The 23,598-nt window shown below is 71.6% G+C and carries 21 protein-coding genes; 1 reads left to right on the top strand and 20 read right to left on the bottom strand.

Annotated elements, in window-relative coordinates; translation table 11 throughout:
* Window positions 1-244: 244 nt before the first annotated feature.
* From pyrF to pyrR, 8 genes are all read right to left on the bottom strand, one after another.
* Window positions 245-1,147 (bottom strand): orotidine-5'-phosphate decarboxylase, encoded by a 903-nt coding sequence (gene pyrF, locus ACSURM_RS30070; RefSeq protein WP_436958911.1) that lies wholly within the window; start codon window positions 1,145-1,147, stop codon window positions 245-247.
* The gene (locus ACSURM_RS30065; protein WP_436958910.1) at window positions 1,144-2,250 is read right to left on the bottom strand and encodes a quinone-dependent dihydroorotate dehydrogenase; all 1,107 of its coding nucleotides are present in this window, start codon (window positions 2,248-2,250) and stop codon (window positions 1,144-1,146) included. Before ACSURM_RS30065 ends, pyrF begins: the two co-directional genes overlap by 4 nt.
* A gap of 51 nt (window positions 2,251-2,301) precedes the next feature.
* The gene (gene carB / locus ACSURM_RS30060; RefSeq protein ID WP_436958909.1) at window positions 2,302-5,610 is read right to left on the bottom strand and encodes a carbamoyl-phosphate synthase large subunit; all 3,309 of its coding nucleotides are present in this window, start codon (window positions 5,608-5,610) and stop codon (window positions 2,302-2,304) included.
* The gene (gene carA, locus ACSURM_RS30055; RefSeq protein ID WP_436958908.1) at window positions 5,603-6,745 is read right to left on the bottom strand and encodes a glutamine-hydrolyzing carbamoyl-phosphate synthase small subunit; all 1,143 of its coding nucleotides are present in this window, start codon (window positions 6,743-6,745) and stop codon (window positions 5,603-5,605) included. The genes carB and carA overlap by 8 nt, the downstream gene beginning before the upstream one ends.
* Entirely contained in the window at window positions 6,742-7,302 is a 561-nt protein-coding gene (locus tag ACSURM_RS30050; RefSeq protein WP_436958907.1) for a hypothetical protein, read from the bottom strand. The genes carA and ACSURM_RS30050 overlap by 4 nt, the downstream gene beginning before the upstream one ends.
* Entirely contained in the window at window positions 7,299-8,585 is a 1,287-nt protein-coding gene (locus ACSURM_RS30045; protein ID WP_436958906.1) for a dihydroorotase, read from the bottom strand. The genes ACSURM_RS30050 and ACSURM_RS30045 overlap by 4 nt, the downstream gene beginning before the upstream one ends.
* Window positions 8,586-8,589: 4 nt before the next feature.
* Window positions 8,590-9,567, bottom strand: coding sequence for an aspartate carbamoyltransferase catalytic subunit (locus ACSURM_RS30040; RefSeq protein WP_030620241.1), 978 nt, complete (start codon window positions 9,565-9,567; stop codon window positions 8,590-8,592).
* A gap of 90 nt (window positions 9,568-9,657) precedes the next feature.
* Window positions 9,658-10,239, bottom strand: a complete 582-nt coding sequence (gene pyrR / locus ACSURM_RS30035; protein ID WP_030795014.1) for a bifunctional pyr operon transcriptional regulator/uracil phosphoribosyltransferase PyrR — start codon at window positions 10,237-10,239, stop codon at window positions 9,658-9,660.
* 253 nt (window positions 10,240-10,492) lie between these two features.
* Between pyrR and bldD the strand changes: the two genes are divergently transcribed.
* The gene (gene bldD / locus ACSURM_RS30030) at window positions 10,493-10,996 is read left to right on the top strand and encodes a transcriptional regulator BldD (RefSeq protein WP_014671524.1); all 504 of its coding nucleotides are present in this window, start codon (window positions 10,493-10,495) and stop codon (window positions 10,994-10,996) included.
* Window positions 10,997-11,159: 163 nt separating this feature from the next.
* Here the strand turns inward: bldD and nusB are convergent, their stop codons facing one another.
* The 12 genes from nusB to ACSURM_RS29970 form a co-directional block, all read right to left on the bottom strand.
* Entirely contained in the window at window positions 11,160-11,594 is a 435-nt protein-coding gene (gene nusB / locus ACSURM_RS30025; protein WP_189996298.1) for a transcription antitermination factor NusB, read from the bottom strand.
* 2 nt (window positions 11,595-11,596) lie between these two features.
* Window positions 11,597-12,163 (bottom strand): elongation factor P, encoded by a 567-nt coding sequence (gene efp / locus ACSURM_RS30020; protein WP_289972538.1) that lies wholly within the window; start codon window positions 12,161-12,163, stop codon window positions 11,597-11,599.
* Between the two features lie 44 nt (window positions 12,164-12,207).
* Complete coding sequence (locus ACSURM_RS30015) at window positions 12,208-13,314, bottom strand: aminopeptidase P family protein (protein ID WP_436958905.1); 1,107 nt, start codon at window positions 13,312-13,314, stop codon at window positions 12,208-12,210.
* Between the two features lie 70 nt (window positions 13,315-13,384).
* Complete coding sequence (locus ACSURM_RS30010) at window positions 13,385-14,368, bottom strand: AAA family ATPase (RefSeq protein WP_436958904.1); 984 nt, start codon at window positions 14,366-14,368, stop codon at window positions 13,385-13,387.
* Between the two features lie 167 nt (window positions 14,369-14,535).
* A complete protein-coding gene (gene aroB / locus ACSURM_RS30005; protein ID WP_436958903.1) occupies window positions 14,536-15,627 on the bottom strand; it encodes a 3-dehydroquinate synthase in 1,092 nt (363 codons plus the stop codon).
* Complete coding sequence (locus ACSURM_RS30000) at window positions 15,624-16,106, bottom strand: shikimate kinase (RefSeq protein ID WP_436961209.1); 483 nt, start codon at window positions 16,104-16,106, stop codon at window positions 15,624-15,626. Before ACSURM_RS30000 ends, aroB begins: the two co-directional genes overlap by 4 nt.
* Before the next feature lie 32 nt (window positions 16,107-16,138).
* Window positions 16,139-17,323, bottom strand: coding sequence for a chorismate synthase (aroC, locus tag ACSURM_RS29995; RefSeq protein ID WP_436958902.1), 1,185 nt, complete (start codon window positions 17,321-17,323; stop codon window positions 16,139-16,141).
* Between the two features lie 161 nt (window positions 17,324-17,484).
* Window positions 17,485-18,324, bottom strand: a complete 840-nt coding sequence (locus ACSURM_RS29990; RefSeq protein ID WP_436958901.1) for a shikimate dehydrogenase — start codon at window positions 18,322-18,324, stop codon at window positions 17,485-17,487.
* Window positions 18,305-19,954: an endolytic transglycosylase MltG gene (gene mltG / locus ACSURM_RS29985; protein WP_436958900.1), complete on the bottom strand. Its 1,650-nt coding sequence runs from the start codon at window positions 19,952-19,954 to the stop codon at window positions 18,305-18,307. The genes ACSURM_RS29990 and mltG overlap by 20 nt, the downstream gene beginning before the upstream one ends.
* Window positions 19,955-20,076: 122 nt before the next feature.
* Window positions 20,077-20,541, bottom strand: coding sequence for a Holliday junction resolvase RuvX (gene ruvX, locus ACSURM_RS29980; RefSeq protein WP_436958899.1), 465 nt, complete (start codon window positions 20,539-20,541; stop codon window positions 20,077-20,079).
* A gap of 15 nt (window positions 20,542-20,556) precedes the next feature.
* Window positions 20,557-23,229, bottom strand: a complete 2,673-nt coding sequence (gene alaS, locus ACSURM_RS29975) for an alanine--tRNA ligase (protein ID WP_436958898.1) — start codon at window positions 23,227-23,229, stop codon at window positions 20,557-20,559.
* On the bottom strand, window positions 23,229-23,588 hold the full coding sequence (locus tag ACSURM_RS29970; protein ID WP_030780949.1) for a hypothetical protein: 360 nt from the start codon (window positions 23,586-23,588) through the stop codon (window positions 23,229-23,231). Before ACSURM_RS29970 ends, alaS begins: the two co-directional genes overlap by 1 nt.
* Window positions 23,589-23,598 lie beyond the last annotated feature (10 nt).

Here is a 23,598-nt window from a genome sequence, read left to right as displayed (position 1 = left end):
GCCCCACACCTGGGGGCTACGGGCAACACATTGCCCGACCTCCCCGCACTGCCCTGAGGGGCACGGGAGGTTCCCCACTGCCTCGGAGACTAGCGGGCAAGTCCGCAAGAGTCAGCGAGAACAGCGGAAAAGTCCTGGTCAGCCTCCGTCAGGTCGGACATTTTGCACATATCGCCCCCGTTTTGAGTGTGTATTCACACCGGGGACGGCGTGATCGCGCTCCGCGGGACACCGTCACCGCGGCTCAGGGCGCGGTGACGGCCTGCTGGATCTCCGCCGCGAACCGCTCGGCCGCCCCGCGCAGCGCCCCCGCGTCGGGGCCGTGGCGCAGCACACCCCGGCTGACGTTGGGCACGACATTGCGGACGGCCGCCCCGAAGACCCGGGGGAGGTCGGCCGGGGTCGCGCCCTGGGCGCCGATGCCGGGGGCGAGGAGCGGGCCGCCCATGTCCAGGTCGTACGACGACAGGTCGCCGAGCGTGGCGCCGACGACCGCGCCGAAGGAGCCCAGCGGCTCCTCCCCCGCGTTCTCGGCCGCCAGGTGGGCCAGCATGGTCGCGCCGACCGTGCGGCCGTCGGCGCGCACCGCGTGCTGCACCTCGCCGCCCTCCGGGTTCGAGGTGAGCGCCAGCACGAACAGCCCGGCGCCGCTCTCCCGGGCCAGCGCGACGGCCGGGGAGAGCGAGCCGTACCCGAGGTACGGCGAGACGGTCAGGGCGTCGGAGAACAGCGGGGCGTCCGGGCGCAGGAACGCCTCGGCGTAGGCGGCCATGGTGGAGCCGATGTCGCCGCGCTTGGCGTCCATCACGACCAGGGCACCGGCCGCGCGAGCCTCCTGCACCGACTTCTCCAGCACGGCGAGGCCGCGCGAGCCGAACCGCTCGAAGAAGGCGCTCTGCGGCTTCAGGACGGCCACCCGGCCGGCCAGCGCCTCGACGACCGTGCGGCTGAACCGCTCCAGGCCGGCGATGTCGTCGTCCAGGCCCCACTCGGCGAGCAGGGAGGCGTGCGGGTCGATGCCGACGCACAGCGGGCCGCGCTCGTCCATGGCGCGGCGCAGCCGGGCGCCGAAGGGTTCTCCAGAGAATGTCTGCGGCCCGGAGGGCCTCGTCGAGGAGTGGTGGTCGGGCGACGGGTGGGCGGTCATGCGGGCTTCCTCACATCGGCGCCGACCGCGTCGGCGAGGGTGGCGTACGGGCTGGTGCGCAGGCGGGCGGCGAGGCCCTTGTGGACGGACCGGCACCAGAAGGGGCCCTCGTAGATGAAGGCGCTGTAGCCCTGGACCAGCGTCGCACCGGCCAGGATGCGCTGCCAGGCGTCCTCGGCGGTCTCGACACCGCCGACGCCCACCAGGGTGATCCGGTCGCCCACGCGCGCGTACAGGCGCCGCAGGACCTCCAGGGAGCGTGCCTTGAGGGGTGCTCCGGACAGGCCGCCGGTCTCCGCCACCAGCGCGGGCGCGGAGCCGAGGCCCAGGCCCTCGCGGGCGATGGTGGTGTTGGTGGCGATGATGCCGTCCAGGCCCAGTTCCAGGGCGAGGTCGGCGACCGCGTCGATGTCCTCGTCCGCGAGGTCGGGGGCGATCTTCACCAGCAGCGGGACGCGCCGGCCGGGGACGGCGCGGTCGGCGGCCTCGCGCACGGCGGTGAGCAGCGGGCGCAGGTGGTCCACCGCCTGGAGGTCGCGCAGGCCGGGGGTGTTGGGCGAGGAGACGTTGACGACCAGGTAGTCCGCGTGCGGCGCGAGCCGCTCGGCCGACTTCACGTAGTCGGCGACGGCCTCCGCCTCGGGGACGACCTTGGTCTTGCCGATGTTGACGCCGACGACGGTCTTGAAGACCGCCTCGCGCGAGGCCAGGCGGGCCGCCACGGCCAGCGAACCATCGTTGTTGAAGCCCATGCGGTTGATCAGCGCGCGGTCGGCGACGAGCCGGAACAGCCGCTTTTTGGGGTTGCCGGGCTGCGGCTCCCCCGTCACCGTGCCGATCTCGACGTGGTCGAAGCCCAGCATCGACATGCCGTCGATCGCGACGGCGTTCTTGTCGAAGCCGGCGGCCAGCCCGAACGGGCCGTGCATCCGCAGCCCGAACGCCTCGGTGCGCAGCTCCTTGTGACGGGGCGCGAGGACGGCGGCGACGAAGGTGCGCAGCACGGGGACGCGGGCGGCCAGACGGATCCAGCGGAAGGCCAGGTGGTGCGCCCGCTCCGGGTCCATGCGGCGGAAGACCAGCTGGAAAAAGAACTTGTACATGGTGTCCTCGTGAAGAGGGGGACACCGTTTCCGGTGTCCCCCTCGGGGCTGCTAGTCGCGGGCGGCGGTCAGGCGTTCCGCGTGTTCCTGGAGGGAGCGGACGCCCACGTCGCCGTGGTTGAGGGCGTCGATGCCCTGGACGGCCGCGGCGAGCGCCTGGACGGTCGTCAGGCACGGCACGGAGCGGGCCACCGCGGCCGTACGGATGTCGTAGCCGTCGAGGCGGCCGCCGGTGCCGTACGGCGTGTTGACGATGAGGTCGACCTCGCCGTCGTGGATGAGCTGGACGATGGTCCGCTCGCCGTTCGGGCCGGTGCCCTCGGACTGCTTGCGCACGACCGTGGCGTTGATGCCGTTGCGCTTGAGGACCTCGGCGGTGCCGGAGGTGGCCAGCAGCTCGAAGCCGTGGGCGACCAGCTCGCGCGCCGGGAAGATCATCGAGCGCTTGTCGCGGTTGGCGACCGAGATGAACGCGCGGCCCTTGGTGGGCAGCGGGCCGTAGGCACCCGCCTGCGACTTGGCGTACGCCGTGCCGAAGACGGAGTCGATGCCCATGACCTCGCCCGTGGAGCGCATCTCCGGGCCGAGGACGGTGTCCACGCCCCGGCCGTGGATGTCGCGGAACCGCGACCACGGCAGGACGGCCTCCTTGACGGAGATCGGCGCGTCCAGCGGCAGCTCGCCGCCGTCGCCGGTCTTCGGCAGCAGGCCCTCGGCGCGCAGCTCGGCGATGGTCGCGCCCAGCGAGATGCGGGCGGCGGCCTTGGCGAGCGGCACCGCGGTCGCCTTGGAGGTGAAGGGCACCGTGCGGGAGGCGCGCGGGTTGGCCTCCAGGACGTAGAGGATGTCGCCGGCCATCGCGAACTGGATGTTGATCAGTCCGCGCACGCCGACGCCCTTGGCGATGGCCTCGGTGGAGGCGCGCAGCCGCTTGATGTCGAAGCCGCCGAGGGTGATCGGGGGCAGGGCGCACGCCGAGTCGCCGGAGTGGATGCCGGCCTCCTCGATGTGCTCCATCACACCGCCGAGGTACAGCTCCTCGCCGTCGTAGAGCGCGTCGACGTCGATCTCGATGGCGTCGTCCAGGAAGCGGTCGACGAGGACCGGCCGGGAGGGGCTGATCTCGGTCGACTCGGCGATGTAGGAGGCGAGGCGGGTCTCGTCGTAGACGATCTCCATGCCGCGCCCGCCGAGCACGTACGACGGCCGGACCAGGACCGGGTAGCCGATCTCGTCGGCGATGGCCTTCGCCTCGGCGAAGGTGGTGGCCGTGCCGTGCTTGGGGGCCGGCAGGCCCGCCTCGGCGAGGACGCGGCCGAAGGCGCCGCGGTCCTCGGCGGCGTGGATGGCCTCCGGGGAGGTGCCCACGATCGGCACGCCGTTGTCCTTCAGGGCCTGCGACAGGCCGAGCGGGGTCTGGCCGCCGAGCTGGACGACGACGCCCGCGACCGGGCCGGCCTGCTGCTCCGCGTGGACGATCTCCAGCACGTCTTCCAGCGTCAGCGGCTCGAAGTACAGGCGGTCGGAGGTGTCGTAGTCCGTGGAGACGGTCTCCGGGTTGCAGTTGACCATCACCGTCTCGTACCCGGCGTCGGCCAGCGCGAAGGAGGCGTGGACGCAGGAGTAGTCGAACTCGATGCCCTGGCCGATGCGGTTCGGGCCGGAGCCGAGGATGATGACGGCCGGCTTCTCGCGCGGCGCGACCTCGCTCTCCTCGTCGTAGGCGGAGTAGAAGTACGGCGTCTTCGCGGCGAACTCGGCGGCGCAGGTGTCGACCGTCTTGTAGACCGGGCGGATGCCGAGGGCGTGCCGGACCTCGCGGACGACGTCCTCGCGCAGGCCGCGGATCTCGCCGATCTGCTGGTCGGAGAAACCGTGCCGCTTGGCCTCGGCGAGCAGGTCGCCGGTCAGCTCGGGGGCCTCGGCCAGCTCGTCCGCGATCTCCTTGATCAGGAAGAGCTGGTCCACGAACCAGGGGTCGATCTTCGTGTACTCGAAGACCTCCTCGGGCGTGGCGCCGGCGCGGATGGCCTGCATGACGGTGTTGATCCGGCCGTCGGTGGGCCGTACGGCCTCGCGCAGCAGGGTCTCCTTGTCGCCGGGGTCGCCGACGAAGGTGAACTGGCTGCCCTTCTTCTCCAGCGAGCGCAGCGCCTTCTGGAAGGCCTCGGGGAAGTTGCGGCCGATGGCCATGGCCTCGCCGACCGACTTCATGGTGGTGGTCAGCGTGGAGTCGGCCTGCGGGAACTTCTCGAAGGCGAACCGGGGGGCCTTGACGACCACGTAGTCCAGGGTCGGCTCGAAGGAGGCCGGGGTCTCGGCGGTGATGTCGTTCGGGATCTCGTCCAGCGTGTAGCCGACGGCCAGCTTGGCGGCGATCTTGGCGATCGGGAAGCCGGTGGCCTTGGAGGCGAGCGCCGAGGAACGCGACACGCGCGGGTTCATCTCGATGACGATGACGCGGCCGTCCTCGGGGTTGACCGCGAACTGGATGTTGCAGCCGCCGGTGTCGACGCCGACCTCGCGGATGATCGCGATGCCGACGTCGCGCAGCACCTGGTACTCGCGGTCGGTCAGCGTCATCGCCGGGGCGACGGTGATCGAGTCGCCGGTGTGCACGCCCATCGGGTCGAAGTTCTCGATGGAGCAGACGACCACGACGTTGTCGTTCTTGTCGCGCATCAGCTCCAGCTCGTACTCCTTCCAGCCGAGGATGGACTCCTCCAGGAGCACCTCGGTGGTCGGGGAGAGCGTCAGGCCCTGGCCGGCGATGCGGCGCAGCTCCTCCTCGTCGTGCGCGAAGCCGGAGCCGGCGCCGCCCATGGTGAAGGAGGGGCGGACGACGACCGGGTAGCCGCCGAGGGTCTCGACGCCGTTGAGGACGTCGTCCATGGAGTGGCAGATGACCGAGCGGGCGGACTCGCCGTGCCCGATCTTCTTGCGGACCTCCTCCACGACGTCCTTGAACAGGTCGCGGTCCTCGCCCTTGTGGATCGCCTCGGGCTTGGCGCCGATCAGCTCGACGCCGTACTTCTCCAGGACGCCGTTCTCGTGCAGCGAGATCGCCGTGTTCAGCGCGGTCTGGCCGCCCAGGGTGGGCAGCAGGGCGTCCGGGCGCTCCTTGGCGATGATCTTCTCGACGAACTCGGGGGTGATCGGCTCGACGTAGGTGGCGTCGGCGATCTCCGGGTCGGTCATGATCGTCGCCGGGTTGGAGTTGACGAGGATCACGCGCAGGCCCTCGGCCTTGAGCACGCGGCACGCCTGGGTGCCGGAGTAGTCGAACTCGGCGGCCTGGCCGATGACGATCGGGCCGGAGCCGATGACCAGGACGGACTGGATATCGGTGCGCTTAGGCACGCTGGCCCTCCATCAGGGAAACGAAGCGGTCGAACAGGTAGGCGGCGTCGTGGGGACCGGCTGCCGCTTCGGGGTGGTACTGGACGGAGAAGGCGGGCTGGTCGAGCAGCTGGAGCCCCTCCACGACGTCGTCGTTCAGGCAGACGTGCGAGACCTCGGCGCGGCCGAACTTCGTCTCGCTGACCTTGTCGAGCGGCGCGTCCACGGCGAAGCCGTGGTTGTGCGCGGTGACCTCGACCTTGCCGGTCGTACGGTCCTGGACCGGCTGGTTGATGCCGCGGTGGCCGTACTTCAGCTTGTAGGTGCCGAAGCCGAGGGCGCGGCCGAGGATCTGGTTGCCGAAGCAGATGCCGAACAGCGGCGTCCTGCGCTCCAGGACCGCGGTCATCAGGGCCACCGGGCCGTCGGCGGTCGCCGGGTCGCCGGGGCCGTTGGAGAAGAACACGCCGTCCGGGTCGACGGCGTAGACGTCGTCGGCGGTGGCGGTGGCGGGCAGGACGTGCACCTCGATGCCGCGCTCGGCCATGCGGTGCGGGGTCATGCCCTTGATGCCGAGGTCGATGGCGGCGACGGTGAAGCGCTTCTCGCCGACGGCCGGGACGACGTACGCCTCCTTGGTCGCGACCTCCTCGTAGAGGCTCGCGCCCTTCATGTGCGGCTGGGCCTGCACGCGCGCCAGCAGCTCCGCCTCGGGGGCGATGGCCGCGCCGGAGAAGATGCCGGCCCGCATCGAGCCGCGCTCGCGCAGGTGGCGGGTGAGGGCGCGGGTGTCGATGCCGGAGATGCCGACCACGCCCTGGCGCTCCAGCTCGTCGTCCAGGGAGCGCTTGGCCCGCCAGTTGGACGGCACGCGCGCGGGGTCGCGCACGACGTAGCCGGAGACCCAGATGCGGCCCGACTCGTCGTCCTCGTCGTTCCAGCCGGTGTTGCCGATCTGCGGGGCGGTCGCGACGACGATCTGGCGGTCGTACGACGGGTCGGTGAGGGTCTCCTGGTAGCCGGTCATGCCGGTGGAGAACACGGCTTCGCCGAAGGTCTCCCCCACGGCCCCGTAGGCGCGGCCGCGGAAGGTGCGGCCGTCCTCCAGGACGAGTACGGCGGGAACCCTCGCGGCTCCCCTGGTGGAGGTCGTCATCGTGCGCCTTCCGTGTCGTTGGTCATCTTGTTCAGGGTGTCGGCCCACTCGGCGTGCTCGGCCGAGCGGTCGGAGCGGAAGCCGGAGTCGATCAGCTTGTCGCCGTGCTGCCAGGTCACCACCAGCAGTCCGCCCTCGGTGAGGACCTTGCCGGCGATGCCCTTGTCCAGGCGGGCGCCGCGCAGGGCGGCCCGGGGGACGAAGAAGTCGGCCGCGCCGGGGCGCTCGACCTCCAGGCCCGCGTCGGTCAGGGTGAGCTCGGCCCGGCTGCGGGTGCCCAGGCCGTGGGCCACGATGCGGTCCAGCCACTGCCCGGCGGTGGTGGAGCCGTGGTAGCGGCCGCTCATGCTCAGTCTGGCCGGGCCGGCGTCCTCGGGCGCGGCGGGCAGCGGCGGCAGGCCCGCCTGGAGGGTGCCGCGCCACTTCCAGCCCTCGCGCATCAGCCAGTAGACCAGCGCGATGAACAGGGCCAGACCGACGAGCCAGCCGATCCGGGCCCCCCAGTCGGTGACCTCGGCCGACTTCTGCGCCTCGGCCAGCAGGATTACAGGTGTCACGTGAGCTTCCCGTCGACGAGCGTGGCCTTGCCCCGCAGCCACGTGTGCGTCACACGGCCCGGCAGCTCACGGCCCTCGTAGGGGGTGTTGCGGCTGCGCGAGGCGAAGCCCGCGGGGTCCACCGGGCCACGGTATGCCGTGTCGACGAGGGTGAGGTTGGCGGGCTCACCAGCCGAGACGGGACGGCCGTGGCCGGCGGCCTGTCCGATCCGCGCGGGCTTGACGGACATCCGGTCGGCGACGCCGGCCCAGTCCAGCAGGCCCGTGTCGACCATGGTCTCCTGGACCACCGACAGCGCGGTCTCCAGGCCGACCATGCCCATGGCGGCGGCGGCCCACTCGCAGTCCTTGTCCTCGTGCGGGTGCGGGGCGTGGTCGGTGGCGACGATGTCGATCGTGCCGTCGGCCAGCGCCTCGCGCAGGGCCATGACGTCGCGCTCGGTGCGCAGCGGCGGGTTGACCTTGTAGACGGGGTTGTAGGTGCGCACCAGCTCGTCGGTCAGCAGCAGGTGGTGCGGGGTGACCTCGGCGGTGACCCGGATGCCGCGGGACTTGGCCCAGCGGACGATCTCGACGCTGCCGGCGGTCGACAGGTGGCAGATGTGGACGCGGGAGCCGACGTGCTCGGCGAGCAGCACGTCCCGGGCGATGATCGACTCCTCGGCGACGGCGGGCCAGCCGCCGAGGCCCAGCTCGGCGGAGACGACGCCCTCGTTCATCTGGGCGCCCTCGGTGAGCCGGGGCTCCTGCGCGTGCTGGGCGACGACGCCGTCGAAGGCCTTCACGTACTCCAGCGCGCGGCGCATGATCACCGCGTCGTCCACGCACTTGCCGTCGTCGGAGAAGACGGTGACACCGGCGGCGGACTCGTGCATGGCGCCGAGCTCGGCGAGCTTCTTGCCCTCCAGGCCGACGGTGACGGCGCCGATGGGCCGGACGTCGCAGTAGCCGTGCTCCCGGCCGAGCCGCCAGACCTGCTCGACCACGCCGGCGGTGTCGGCGACCGGGAAGGTGTTGGCCATGGCGAAGACGGCCGTGTAGCCGCCGCTCGCCGCGGCGCGGGTGCCGGTGAGGACGGTCTCGGAGTCCTCGCGGCCCGGTTCGCGCAGGTGGGTGTGCAGGTCGACCAGGCCCGGCAGCAGCACCTTGCCGTCGGCCTCGACCACCTCGGCGCCCTCGGCGGTGAGGCCCGTGCCGACCTCGGCGATGATCTCGCCGTCGATCAGCACGTCCTGCGGCTCGCCGCCGAGCACCTTCGCACCACGGATCAGGATCTTGCTCATGGTCTTACTTCTCCTCGGTACGAGAGTGGGTGACGGCGGGCTCGTTGCCACCGAGCAGCAGGTAGAGGACGGCCATCCGGATGGAGACGCCGTTGGCGACCTGCTCGACGGCCGTGCAGCGGCCGGAGTCGGCGACCTCGGCGGTGATCTCCATGCCGCGGACCATCGGGCCGGGGTGCATCACGATCGCGTGCTCGGGCAGCCGGGCCATGCGGTCGCCGTCGAGGCCGTAGCGCCGGGAGTACTCGCGCTCGGTCGGGAAGAAGGCCGCGTTCATGCGTTCGCGCTGGACGCGGAGCATCATCACGGCGTCGCACTTGGGCAGCGTGCTGTCCAGGTCGTAGGAGACCGCGCACGGCCAGGACTCGACGCCGACCGGCACCAGGGTGGGCGGGGCGACCAGGGTGACCTCGGCGCCGAGGGTGTGCAGCAGGTCGACGTTGGAGCGGGCGACCCGGCTGTGCAGGACGTCGCCGACGACGGTGATCCGCTTGCCGGACAGGTCCTGGCCGAGCCCGGCGTCGCGGCCGACCAGCCGGCGGCGCAGGGTGAAGGCGTCCAGCAGGGCCTGGGTGGGGTGCTGGTGGGTGCCGTCGCCGGCGTTGATGACGGCCGCGTCGATCCAGCCGGAGTTGGCGAGCCGGTACGGGGCCCCGGAGGCGCCGTGCCGGATGACCACGGCGTCGACGCCCATGGCCTCCAGGGTCTGGGCGGTGTCCTTCAGGGACTCGCCCTTGGACACCGACGAGCCCTTGGCGGAGAAGTTGATGACGTCCGCGGACAGGCGCTTCTCGGCGGCCTCGAAGGAGATGCGCGTCCGCGTGGAGTCCTCGAAGAAGAGGTTGACGACCGTCCGGCCGCGCAGGGTCGGCAGCTTCTTGATCGGCCGGTCGGCGACCCGGGACATCTCCTCGGCGGTGTCGAGGATCAGGACGGCGTCGTCGCGGGTGAGGTCGGCGGCCGAGATGAGATGGCGCTGCATCTGACAGGCTCCGTAAGGCAGTTCATTCGGGAGATTTCGGGCAGACAGGCGCATGCGAGGGCACGCCGGGGCGGCCGTGCGCCTGTCGTGCTACTGGGCGGCCGGCTTCGCACCGAGCAGCACGGTGTCGCGACCGTCCTCCTCGGCGAGCTGGACCTTGACCGTCTCCCGCAGCGACGTGGGGAGGTTCTTGCCGACGTAGTCGGCGCGGATCGGCAGTTCGCGGTGGCCGCGGTCGACCAGGACCGCGAGCTGCACCGCGCGGGGGCGCCCGATGTCGTTCAGGGCGTCCAGGGCGGCGCGGATGGTGCGGCCGGAGAAGAGCACGTCGTCGACGAGGACGACCAGCTTGCCGTCGATGCCGTCACCGGGGATCTCGGTGCGGGCCAGCGCACGCGGCGGGTGCATGCGCAGGTCGTCGCGGTACATGGTGATGTCGAGGGAGCCGACCGGGATCTCGCGGTCGGTGATCTGCGCCAGCTTGGCGGCGAGCCGCCGGGCGAGGAAGACGCCCCGGGTCGGGATGCCGAGGAGCACCACGTCGTCCGCGCCCTTGGCGCGCTCGACGATCTCGTGGGCGATCCGGGTCAGCACCCGCGCGATGTCAGGGCCCTCGAGCACGGGCCGGGCATCGGACGCTTGCGGATGCACGGGCGTGTCGTGCTTGTCCATACGAAACGGACCTCCTTCTCCGCCTCACGGGACGGACCTTAAAGGACGTCGGAATTGCGCCATCCACCGTACCAGGTCCCACGAGGGCCTTCTGTCACCCGCTTGGCCTAACGGGGGGCCGCTACCACGGAAGAGTCGGTGTGGACCATTCGGCTTGACGCAGGAGAGTCACGCTGCGTAACCTCACAGTGAGTTACCAGCCGCGCGGCGGGAAGACAGTCCGGTCGCGTCGACACAGTGTCCGGGGAGCTATATGTCCAGCGAATACGCCAAACAGCTCGGGGCCAAGCTCCGGGCCATCCGCACCCAGCAGGGCCTTTCCCTCCACGGTGTCGAGGAGAAGTCCCAGGGGCGCTGGAAGGCCGTGGTGGTGGGTTCGTACGAGCGCGGCGACCGTGCCGTGACCGTGCAGCGCCTCGCCGAGCTGGCCGATTTCTATGGCGTCCCGGTGCAGGAGCTCCTGCCGGGCACCACGCCGGGCGGCGCCGCCGAGCCGCCGCCGAAGCTGGTCCTGGACCTGGAGCGGCTGGCCACCGTGCCGGCCGAGAAGGCGGGCCCCCTGCAGCGCTACGCGGCGACGATCCAGTCCCAGCGCGGTGACTACAACGGCAAGGTGCTCTCCATCCGCCAGGACGATCTGCGCACACTCGCCGTCATCTACGACCAGTCGCCCTCGGTCCTCACCGAGCAGCTGATCAGCTGGGGCGTCCTGGACGCGGACGCGCGCCGCGCGGTGGCCACGCACGAAGAGGCGTGACAACCGGCCATATCTGAGCAGAAACGTGCCGCCGGGGTGGCCGGAATCTTACGGTTCCGGCCGCCCCGGCGGCTTTTTTCCCGCTCGTCGGCGCCCAGACCTGCGCAGGAGGGCCCGTGGCACGAACCGTGCCACGGGCCCTCCTGCGGTGTCGTACCGGGCTCTACGCCTCGTCCCGGCGCAGGGACGGCTTGAGTTCCTTCAGCCGTCCCAGCAGGCCGTTGACGAACGACGGAGACTCGTCGGTGGAGAACTCCTTCGCCAGCTGCACCATCTCGTCCAGGACGACGGCGTCCGGGGTCTCGTCGACCCAGATCAGCTCGTACGCCCCCAGCCGCAGGATGTTGCGGTCCACGACCGGCATCCGGTCGAGCGTCCACCCCACCGCGTACTGGGAGATCAGCTCGTCGATCCGCCGCGCGTGCTCCGCGTAGCCCTCGACCAGCTGCATCGTGTACTCGCTGACCGGGGGCTGCCGGGTGTCGGCCCGGGAGAGCCGGACCCAGTCCGCGAGGACCGTCAGGACGTCGGCGCCGCGCTGGTCACCCTCGAAGAGGATCTGGAAGGCGCGCTTGCGGGCCGTGTTGCGGGCAGCCACGGTTAGCTGTTCACCCGGCCGAGGTAGTCGCTGGTGCGGGTGTCGACCTTGATCTTCTCACCGGTGGTGATGAAGAGCGGGACCTGGATCTGGTGGCCGGTCTCCAGGGTGGCGGGCTTGGTGCCACCGGTGGAGCGGTCGCCCTGGACGCCCGGCTCGGTCTCGGAGACGGTCAGCTCGACGGCGGCCGGCAGCTCGACGAAGAGCACCTCGCCCTCGTGCTGGGCGACGGTGGCGGTGAAGCCCTCGATGAGGAAGTTGGCGGCGTCGCCGACGGCCTTGCGGTCGACCATCAGCTGGTCGTAGGTCTCCATGTCCATGAAGACGAAGTAGTCCCCGTCCATGTACGAGAACTGCATGTCGCGCTTGTCGACAGTGGCCGTCTCGACCTTGACGCCGGCGTTGAAGGTCTTGTCGACCACCTTGCCGGACAGCACGTTCTTGAGCTTGGTGCGCACGAAGGCCGGGCCCTTGCCGGGCTTGACGTGCTGGAACTCGACGACGGACCAGAGCTGGCCGCCTTCGAGCTTGAGCACCATGCCGTTCTTGAGGTCGTTCGTGGAAGCCACGGTTGCGGAATCTCCTGGACTGACGTACGACCCCGGGTCACGCGCTACAGCGCGAGCAGCTCCTTGGTCGTGATGGTGAGTAGCTCGGGTCCGCCGTCCGCCTCGGGGCGCACGACGAGCGTGTCATCGATCCGGACACCGCCCCGGCCCGGGAGGTGGACCCCCGGTTCGACGGTGACCGGCACGCAAGCGTCCAGTTTACCCATGGCCGAGGGGGCCAACTGCGGGTCCTCCTCGATTTCGAGTCCGACCCCGTGCCCGGTCATCGGTGGCAGGGCTTCCGCATAGCCCGCCGAGTCCAGCACCTGTCGTGCCGCGCGGTCGACGTCGCGGCAGGCGGCGCCCGGCGCGAGGAACTCCCGTCCGGCGCGCTGGGCGGCGAAGACGAGGTCGTACAGCTCGATCTGCCAGTCGGCCGGCGAGGTGCCGATGACGAAGGTGCGGCCGATCTCGCAGCGGTAGCCGCGGTAGGTGGCGCCCAGGCACACGGAGAGGAAGTCGCCCTCCTCCACGCGCCGGTCGGTGGGGCGGTGACCGCGGCGGCCGGCGTGCGGCCCGGTGGCCACGGAGGTGGGGAAGGCCGGGCCGTCGGCGCCGTGGTCGACCAGGCGCCGCTCCAGCTCCAGCGCCAGGTGCCGTTCGGTGCGGCCGACCAGGATGGACTCCAGCAGCTCGCCGAGGGCCTGGTCGGCGATCTCGGCGCCGATGCGCAGGCAGGAGATCTCCTCCTCGTCCTTGACCACCCTGAGCTGTTCGACGGCCCCGCCGAGGTCGGTCAGGCGCAGCCCGGGGGCGACCGAGGCGAGGGCGCGGTGGCGGGAGACGGTGAGGTGGTGCTCCTCGACCGCCAGGGAGTCGGCGCCCTGGGCCAGGGCGAGACCGGCCGCGGCCACGGCGGTGTCGCCGCCGTTCACCGGCAGGACGTGCGGGCGCACGCTCTCGTCCGGCCTGCCCTCGTAGGGGCGGTCGTCCGGCGGGCCGGCGCACACCAGGCGGTCCTCGCTCCTGCCGAGCAGCAGGACGGAGCCCTGCGGGGCCGCGGCGGCGAGATAGCGGACGTTGGCCGGACGGGTGACGAGCGCTGCCGCGGTGCCGGCCGCGTTGATGTGGTCCCTCAGCCGGGATCGGCGGTTCGCGTACACCTCTGACATGAGATGAGCGTAGGAGTTTTGTCCGGGTTGTGCCGATCGGGAGGGGCCGAGTGGGGTCGCGGACGGCCGCCTACCAGCTCGGTGGGCTCGCTATCGCTCTCGCCAGGACCTCGTCCAGGACCCTCGCCGTGCCGGGGATGTCCAGCTGGGAGTTGTCGATGATCGGCAGGCCCGAGCCGTACCAGCCGGCCATGCGGCCGTGGATACGGGCCACCTCCTCGTCGGTGAGGCGGCGGTTGCCGGTGCGTTCCGCGTTGCGCTCCAGGACGATGTCCAGGCCCGGCAGCAGGACCACCGGGAGCAGGCCGGGGCCCACGTGCCGCTTCCAGCCGCCGAGGCCCACGACCGGGCGGTCCGGGAAGACGGCGTCGTCCAGGATGCAGGAGATGCCGTTGGCCAGGAAGTTCCGGGCGGCGAAGCCGCAGGTGCGGCGGGCCAGGCGGTACTGGGCCTCGGAGTTCTCGTTCCAGCCGGTCTGCGGGTCGGCGAAGCCGGAGCGGACCCATTCGCGCACGTCGTCCAGGCTGATGTGGGCGGTGGGCACGCGCCGGTGGTCCGCCCAGTACTTGGCGACGCTGGTCTTGCCCGCACCGGCCGGGCCGATGAGGAGGACGGCGAGGGTGGCGGCCGCCGGGTCAGGGGCCGGGGCCGTCGCGGGCTGTGCCGCGGGCGTGCCGACCGGGCCGCCGGGCGGCAGCGGCACATGCCCGGTGGCGTCGTGGCCGGTCGGCGCCGCAGCGGGCCGCGCGGGCGCCGGACCGGCGGGCGCGGACGGCTGCCGCGGGGTCGTGGGCGGGTGTGCCACGGGGGGCTGCTGCGGCGCCGGGGGCCGGTGGGAGGCCGGGGGCCGCTGCGGGGCCGGCGGGACGGGGCCCGACGGGGTGGCCGGGAAGCCCGGGGGCGGCGGGGGCACGGGCGCGGGCCGCCGCGGGGCTCCCGGGTGCGGGCCCTGGGGGTGGGCGGCCGACTGATAGGCGGCCGGCGCCCAGCCGGCGTGCGGCCCCTGCCCCGGCTGGTGGGGCGGCGGCAGCGGAGAACCCACTGCGTGCTGCATCCGTTGCCACTTTCGTCTCGTACAGGCACTGTGCTGCCGGCGGCGGGGGCACGCCCCCACTGCCTACCGAACGGTACCGTCCCCGGCCGTCGTCCGGTGAAACGGCCGGGGGCGGTCCGAAGTGCCCGGGCGGGGAAGGGAATCGGACGGAGGGAGCGGTCCGGGAGCTACTGCCCGACCTCGCCGTACGCGGCGAGGAGGACGGCCGGGTCGGGGCCTTCCAGGACGGTGGGCTTGGCCAGTCCGTCCAGGACGATGAAGCGGAGCAGGTCGCCGCGGGACTTCTTGTCGACCTTCATCGTCTCCAGCAGCTTGGGCCACTGGTCGTAGCGGTAGTGCAGCGGCAGGCCGACGGCTTCCAGGACGGCGCGGTGCCGGTCGGCGGTCGCGTCGTCCAGGCGGCCCGCCAGGCGGCCGAGTTCGGCGGCGAAGTGCATGCCGACGGAGACCGCGGCGCCGTGCCGCCACTTGTACCGCTCGTTCTTCTCGATCGCGTGGCCCAGGGTGTGGCCGTAGTTGAGGATCTCCCGCAGCCCGGACTCCTTCAGGTCCGCGGAGACCACCTCGGCCTTGACCCGGATCGACCGCTCGATCAGCTCGGCGGTGTGCGGGCCGGCCGGGGTGCGGGCGGCCTCGGGGTCGGCCTCGATCAGGTCCAGGATCACCGGGTCGGCGATGAAGCCCGCCTTGATGACCTCGGCCAGGCCGGAGACGTAGTCGTGGACCGGCAGCGAGTCGAGCGCGGCCAGGTCGCACAGCACCCCGGCGGGCGGGTGGAAGGCGCCGACGAGGTTCTTGCCCTCGGCGGTGTTGATCCCGGTCTTGCCGCCGACCGCCGCGTCCACCATGGCCAGCACGGTGGTCGGGACCGCCACCCAGCGCACCCCGCGCAGCCAGGTCGCCGCGACGAACCCGGCCAGGTCCGTGGTGGAGCCGCCGCCGACGCCGACGATGACGTCCGTGCGCGTGAAGCCGCACTGGCCCAGCGCCTTCCAGCAGTAGGCGGCGACCTCGGCGGTCTTGGCCTCCTCCGCGTTGGGGACCTGGATCGCGACGGCCTCGTACCCCTGCCCGGCAAGGTCGGCGCGCAGCGCCTCGCCGGTCTCCGCGAGCGCCTCCGGGTGGATGACCGCGACCCGCTTGGCGCGGTCGCCGATCAGTCCGGCCAGCTCGCCCAGCAGTTGCCGGCCGACCAGCACCTCGTAGGCGTCCGTGCCCGCGGTGGCCCCGACCTGGATCCGGGTGACTGCGTCGCTCATCGCTGCTTCAACTCCAGTGCGTCCAGCACGCTCTGCGTGACCTCTTCGGGGGTACGGCCGTCCGTCGCGACCACCGCGACCGCGACCTGTTCGTACAGGTGCCGACGTGCTTCCATCAGCTCGCGCCACTGCTTGCGCGGGTTGACCGCGAGCAGCGGGCGGGCCACGTTCAGACCGGTGCGCTTGACGGCCTCCTCGACCTCCATCGACAGGTAGACCACCCGGTGCCCGGCCAGCAGCGCCCGCGTCTCCTCGGCCAGGACGGCGCCGCCGCCCAGCGCCAGGACGCCGTCGTGCTCGGCGAGGGCCGCCCGCACGGCCGACCTCTCCAGCGCGCGGAAGGCACTCTCGCCCTCGTCCACGAAGATCTCGGCGATGGTGCGGCCCTGGGCGGCCACGATGTCGTCGTCGGTGTCCCGGTAGCCCACGCCGAGGTGCTCGGCCAGCAGCCGGCCCACCGTGGACTTGCCCACGCCCATCGGCCCGACCAGCACGATCGCCGGCACGGCGCTCACCTGATCGCCAGGCTGTCGAGGTAGGAGCGGACGTTGCGGCGGGTCTCGGTGACGCTGTCACCACCGAACTTCTCGGCCACCGCGTCCGCCAGGACCAGGGCGACCATGGCCTCGGCGACGATCCCGGCGGCCGGCACCGCGCACACGTCCGAACGCTGGTGATGGGCCTGCGCCGCCTCACCCGTGGCCACGTCCACCGTCCGCAGCGCCCGCGGCACCGTCGCGATCGGCTTCATCGCCGCCCGCACCCGCAACACCTCACCCGTGGACAGACCGCCCTCCGTGCCCCCGGCACGGCCCGTGACCCGCCTGATCCCCTCGTCCGTGACCACGATCTCGTCGTGCGCCTTCGAACCCGGCACCCTGGCCAGCTCGAAACCGTCACCGACCTCCACACCCTTGATCGCCTGGATCCCCATCAGCGCCGCCGCCAGCCGAGCGTCCAGCCGCCGGTCCCAGTGCACATGCGAGCCCAGCCCCACCGGCACCCCGTACGCCAGCACCTCCACCACACCACCCAGGGTGTCACCGTCCTTGTGGGCCTGGTCGATCTCCGCGACCATCGCCTTCGACGCGTCCGCGTCCAGGCAGCGCACCGGATCCGCGTCCAGCCGCTCCACATCCCCCGGCGTCGGGTACACCCCGTACGGCGCCCGCGCCGAGGCCAGCTCCACCACATGCGAGACGATCTCGATCCCGGCCGTCTCCTTCAGGTACGACCGCGCCACCGCGCCCAGCGCCACCCGCGCCGCCGTCTCGCGCGCCGAGGCACGCTCCAGGATCGGACGGGCCTCGTCGAAGCCGTACTTCTGCATCCCCGCCAGATCCGCGTGCCCCGGACGCGGACGCGTCAACGGAGCATTACGCGCCAACTCCTTCAGCACCTCGGGGTCGACCGGGTCGGCCGCCATGACCTGCTCCCACTTCGGCCACTCGGTGTTCCCCACCATCACCGCCACCGGCGAACCCAGCGTCAGCCCGTGCCGGACACCACCCAGGAAGGTGACCTCGTCCCGCTCGAACTTCATCCGCGCACCACGGCCATAGCCGAGCCGCCGCCGCGCCAGATGATCCGCCACCATCTCCGTGGTGATCGGCACGCCGGCGGGAAGACCCTCCAGCGTCGCGACAAGTGCGGGACCGTGGGACTCCCCAGCGGTCAGCCAACGCAGCCTGCTCAACGGTGCTCCTCAGTGCTCGCGCCCGGTACTGCCCGGCGTACGCGTCCTCGCGCACGGCGACGGCGTCACCGGGTGCGCGACCCCGGCACGCCACCTCCGATCCTCCCACGTCCCGGGGCGCGGGACAGCCGCCGGTCCAGCACGCGGACGCCCGCGGGGCGTCAGCGGCCGGCGAGCGCCTTCTCCCCGGCCTGCCGCATGGCGTCCAGCGGGCCCGAGGCCTGCCCGGTCATCTGCTCGAACTGGAGCACGGCCTGGTGGACCAGCAGGTCGAGACCGCCGACCACGGCGCCGCCGAACATGGACCAGCGGGCCGCGAGTTCGGTGGGCCAGGGGTCGTAGAGCACGTCGAAGAGGGTGGCGGGGCGTTCGGGTACGGCGGCGGCGAGCGCGTCAGTCGTCCCGGCGGGTGTGGTGGCGATCACCAGCGGGGCGCTCAGCGCCCGGGCGGCGTCGGCCCAGTCCGCGGTGCGTACCTCCACGTCGAGCCGCTCCCCCCACTGCCGCATCTCGGCGGCGCGGGCCTCGCTGCGGACGTAGGCGACGACCTCCCCGGTGCAGATCCGGGCCAGCGCGGCGAGCGCGGAGGAGGCGGTGGCGCCGGCGCCCAGGATGGCGGCGGAGCCGACCTCCTCGATGCCGTGCTCGCGCAGGGCGGCCACCATGCCCGGGATGTCGGTGTTGTCGCCGCGCCGGCGTCCGTCCTCGGTGAAGATCAGCGTGTTGACCGCGTCGACCGAGGCCGCGGTGTCGCTGACCTCGTCCAGCAGCGGGATGACGGCCCGCTTCAGCGGCATGGTCAGCGACAGCCCGGCCCACTCCGGCCCGAGCCGGTCCAGGAAGCCGGGCAGCGCCGCCTCGTCGACGTCGAAGCTGTCGTACGACCAGTCGGTGAGGCCGGCCGCCTCGTACGCCGCCCGGTGCAGCACCGGGGAGAGCGAGTGGGCGATCGGAGAGCCGAGCACGGCGGCACGACGGCCGTCAGTTGCCCGTGTTGGCATTGAACTTGTCCTTGAGCTCTAGGAATTCCGCGTACGTCTTGGCGAACTCGGTGTTGCTCATGCCGTCCGTCGCCACGAAGTAGACCCAGCCGTCGTGCGTCGGGTTCAGCATCGCCTTCAGCGCGTCCTCGCCGGGGTTGCCGATCGGGCCGGGCGGAAGCCCCGGGTGCTTGTACGTGTTGTACGGGCTCGGGTTGCTGTTGATCTCCTCCTCGGAGATGTGGATGTTGCTCTTGCCGAGGAGGTAGTTGTACGTCGAGTCGAACTGCAGCTTGCGGTTGGTCTCGGTGTTGTCGGGCTTGAGGCGGTTGTAGACCACCTCGGCCATCTTGCGGAAGTCGTCGTGGGTCTTGCCCTCGGCCTGGACCAGGCTCGCGACCGTGACGAGCTCGTACGCGCTGTCGAGGTCGAATTCCCTGGCCTTGTCGTTCAGGCCGTAGGCGGCGTACTTCTGCTTGGCCTGGCTGACCATCTGCTGGAGGATGGCCTCCGGTTTCATGCCCTTGGCGGCCGGATAGGTGCCCGGGAAGAGGAAGCCCTCCAGCGGGTCCTTGACGTCGGTGTGGTTCTGCGCCCACGCCGGCAGGCCGAAGTCCTTGTACTGCTTCTCGGCGACCTTCTTGGTCGTGCCCGAGGACAGCTCCAGCTTCTTGTCGATGGCCGCGTAGACGCCCGAGTTGCGCTCGCCGGGGGTGACGACCACGTTGTTCTGGCTGCGCGGGTCCAGCATCAGCCGGACGGCGCTGGCGGCGGACATCTCCTTCTTCAGGAGGTAGGCACCGGCCTGGATGCCGTCGGCGCCCGGGGTGTTGGTCTGGGCGTGGACGAACGCCTCGGCGCTCTTGACCACCCCGGCCTCCTTCAGGCGGCGGCCGATCTCCCAGCCGCCCGCGCCCTTGGGGATCTCGACGGTGACCGACTCGCCGGTGCCCTCGCCCGCGTAGTCGGGGGCCGTGCCGAAACGATTTTGGTAGAACTGGTACCCGAAATACCCGACTCCGCCGAGGCCGCCGCCGAACACCAGGACGACGACCATGCAGGCGCAGCCGGTGCGCCGTTTCTTGCTCTTGACCGGCTTGCGGCCCTTGCCGCGCCGCTCCCGCCGGCTCGCGGGCTCGTGCTCCCCGTCGTCACCCGCGCCGCCGCCGGCCACCGCCGGGGCGTGCTCCTCCTCGTCGCCGGCCGCCGCCGGGCCCGGCTCGGGCCGCCTGCGGCCGGGCGGCTCCGGCGGCGGATAGGCGTCCTCGGTGCCGTAGAGGTCGGGCTGCTCCCCGCCGTAGGCCACGGGCTGCTGACCGTAGGGATCGCCGGGGTCGGCGGCGTAGGGCGCCTGGCCGAGGGTGCCGGTCGCGTCCCAGCCGCCCTGGTGGAACTGGTGCTGGGTATGTCCGGCGAGCTGCTCGTCGTACTGCCGGCCGTCGTGGTGCGGGTGCTGCTGCCCCTCGTATCCGGGCTGCTGCCCCTGGCTCCAGTCGCCGTATCCCGGCGCCTGCGGATAGTGCTGCGGCCGGTCGCCGTACGGGGACTGCGAGCCCTGCTGGGCCTGCTGCCCGCCCCATCCGCCGTCCCCGGACAACGGGTCCTCCGGATTCCACGGTTCGGAGCCTTGGCCCCGGCCATACTCAGTCATCGATCCCCTAGAGCCGCGAGGCCCACGGTCCCGCGGCCCGTCGGCCGGATCCCGCTCCGCCTCTTGCTGTGCCCCGGCTGTTCGAACACCGGCGCATCGCGCGGAACGTTACCGTATCGCGATCAGATGACCACTTCGACGCCCTCACCGGGTGGTTTGTCTGACACCCGTTCGGATTCCAGGGCCTGCTGCAGGATGATCACGGCCGCCGCCTGGTCGATGACCGAACGGCCCTTCTTGGACTTCACGCCGGAGGCGCGCAGTCCCTGACTGGCCGTCACGGTCGTCATCCGCTCGTCCACCAGGCGCACCGGCACCGGCTGGATCCCCCTGGCCAGTTCCTGCGCGAAGGCACGGACCTTGACGGCGGCCGGGCCCTCGCCCCCCTTGAGGGAGCGGGGGAGGCCGACGACGACCTCGATCGGGTCGTACTCCTCTACCAGTTGACGGAGGCGGCGGTGGGCGGCGGGGATGTCCCGGCCGGGGACGGTCTCCACCGGGGTGGCGAGGATCCCGTCGGGGTCGCACGAGGCGACCCCGATCCGGGCGTCCCCGACGTCGATCGCGAGCCGACGTCCTCTGCGCATCTGCTTGAGCCGTTCCTACTTGGCGGTCTCGGCGACGAGCCGCTCGACGGCCTCGACGGCCTCGCCGACGGCGGCCGGGTTCTGGCCGCCGCCCTGGGCCACGTCCGGCTTGCCGCCACCGCCGCCGCCGAGGGTCTTGGCGGCCGTGCGGACCAGGTCACCGGCCTTGAGGCCGCGGTCACGGGCGGCGTCGTTGGTGGCGATGACCGTCAGCGGCTTGCCGCCCGTGACCGCGAACAGGGCCACCACGGCGGCCCGGCCGCCCTGGATCCGGCCGCGCACGTCCAGGACCAGCTTGCGCAGGTCGTCGGGCGTCGTGCCGTCCGGCACCTGGCCGGTGACCACGGCCACGCCGCGGACGTCCTTGGCGGACTCGGCGAGGCCGGCGGCGGCCTGGAGGACCTTCTCGGCGCGGAAGCGCTCGATCTCCTTCTCGGCGTCCTTCAGCTTGCCGAGCATCGCGGAGACCTTCTCGGGCAGCTCCTCCGGGCGGCCCTTGAGCAGCTCGGTCAGCTGGTTGACGACCGTGTGCTCACGGGCCAGGAAGTTGTAGGCGTCCACGCCGACCAGGGCCTCGATACGGCGCACACCGGAGCCGATGGAGGACTCGCCGAGCAGCTTCACCAGGCCCAGCTGGGCGGTGTTGTGCACGTGCGTGCCGCCGCACAGCTCCTTGGAGAAGTCGCCGATCGTCACGACGCGCACCCGCTCGCCGTACTTCTCGCCGAACTCGGCGATGGCGCCCTGCTTCTTGGCCTCGTCGATGCCCATGACCTCGGCGTGCACGTCCAGGTCGCGGGCGAGCACCTCGTTGATCTTCTGCTCGACGTCGGTCATCACGGCCGTCGGTACGGCGGACGGGGAGCCGAAGTCGAAGCGGAACCGGCCGGGCTGGTTCTCCGAACCGGCCTGGGCGGCCGTCGGGCCGAGGGCGTCGCGCAGGGCCTGGTGGGTCAGGTGGGTGGCCGAGTGGGCGCGGGCGATGGCGTGGCGGCGGCGGGCGTCGATGGCGGCGTGGGCCTTGGCGCCGACGGTCACCTCGCCGACCTGGACGACGCCCTTGTGGACGTACACGCCCGGGACCGGCTTCTGGCAGTCGCGGACCTCGATGACGGCACCGGAGTCCACCTTGATGCGGCCGGTGTCGCCGATCTGGCCGCCGCCCTCGGCGTAGAACGGGGTGCGGTCCAGGACGATCTCGACCTCGTCGCCCTCGGTGGCGGCCGGGGAGGAGGCGCCGTCGACCAGGATGCCGACGATGGTGGACTCGCCCTCGGTGTCGGTGTAGCCGATGAAGTCGGTGGCGCCGGCGCTGTCCGCGATCTCGCGGTAGGCGCCCAGGTCGGCGTGGCCGGTCTTCTTGGCCTGGGCGTCGGCCTTGGCGCGCTCCCGCTGCTCCTTCATCAGGCGGCGGAAGCCGTCCTCGTCCACGGTCAGGCCCTGCTCGGCGGCCATCTCCAGGGTGAGGTCGATCGGGAAGCCCCAGGTGTCGTGGAGCAGGAACGCCTTGTCGCCGGAGAGGACGGTGCCGCCGGAGGCCTTGGTCTCGGAGACGGCGGTGTCCAGGATGTTGGTGCCGGCCTTCAGCGTCTTGAGGAAGGCGTTCTCCTCGGCGAGGGCGACCTTCTCGATGCGCTCGCGGTCGGTGATCAGCTCCGGGTACTGCTGCCCCATCATGCCGATCACGGTGTCGATCAGGTCCTTGACGACCGGACCGGTGGCGCCGAGCAGCCGCATGTTGCGGATGGCGCGGCGCATGATGCGACGCAGGACGTAGCCGCGGCCCTCGTTGCCGGGGGTGACGCCGTCGCCGATGAGCATGGTGGCGGTGCGCATGTGGTCGGTGACCACGCGCAGGGAGACGTCCGAGTCGTGGGCCTCGCCGTAGCGCACGCCGGTCAGCTCGGTGGCCTTGTCGATGACGGCCATGGAGGTGTCGATCTCGTACATGTTCTGCACGCCCTGCAGAATCATGGCGAGCCGCTCCAGGCCGAGGCCGGTGTCGATGTTCTTGCTCGGCAGGTCCCCGAGGATCTCGAAGTTGTCCTTGCCGGTGCCCTCGCCCCGCTCGTACTGCATGAAGACGAGGTTCCAGATCTCGACGTACCGCTCGTCGTTGACGGCCGGGCCGCCCTCGACGCCGAACTCGGGGCCGCGGTCGTAGTTGATCTCGGAGCAGGGGCCGCACGGGCCGGGCACGCCCATGGACCAGAAGTTGTCCTTCTTGCCGAGGCGCTGGATGCGCTCCTTCGGCACGCCGACGACCTCGTGCCAGATCCGCTCCGCCTCGTCGTCGTCCTGGTAGACGGTGATCCACAGGCGCTCGGGGTCGAGGCCGTAACCGCCCTTGTCCTGGGGCGTGGTGAGCAGCTCCCAGGCGAGCTTGACGGCGCCTTCCTTGAAGTAGTCGCCGAAGGAGAAGTTGCCGCACATCTGGAAGAACGTGCCGTGCCGCGTGGTCTTGCCGACCTCTTCGATGTCGGGCGTGCGCACGCACTTCTGCACGCTGGTGGCGCGCGGGAACGGCGGCTTGACCTCACCCAGGAAGTAGGGCTTGAAGGGCACCATGCCGGCGGGGACGAGGAGCAGAGTCGGGTCGTCCGCGATGAGCGACGCCGAAGGGACGACGGTGTGCCCGCGCTCCTCGAAGAAGCTCAGCCAGCGGCGGCGAATCTCGGCCGACTCCATCAGTGGTCCTCATTCCGGTTGTACGAGTACATCGGGGCTTCGATGTACTTCGGTGTGCTGCGGTTGTCGCTGTGGTGGTTCTCGATGGCGGTGTACCGCCGGGGCGCGGGGAGCTCGGGGTCCTCGTGGATGCCGAGGGCCTCCTCCAGCTCGGCCTCCCGCCGGGCCATGTTGTCGCGGACGTCGAACGCGAAGCCGACCGCGCGGTCCTTCAGGCGCTGACCGGTCTCCAGGGCCTTGTTCGCCGCGGTGGCGGCCAGGCTCTCCGGGGTCAGCTGCCTGATCTTGCGGTTGACCTTGGTGGTGGCCCACACACCGGCGGCGACACCGGTGGAGAACCAGAACGTACGGCGGAACATCGCTCGGTCT

The organism is Streptomyces sp. SudanB182_2057 (assembly GCF_964272715.1).
In the GTDB taxonomy this organism is placed as follows: domain Bacteria; phylum Actinomycetota; class Actinomycetes; order Streptomycetales; family Streptomycetaceae; genus Streptomyces; species Streptomyces rubradiris.
The sequence above is the reverse complement of the archived record's forward strand: the minus strand, read 5'-3'. Positions and strand labels throughout refer to the sequence as shown.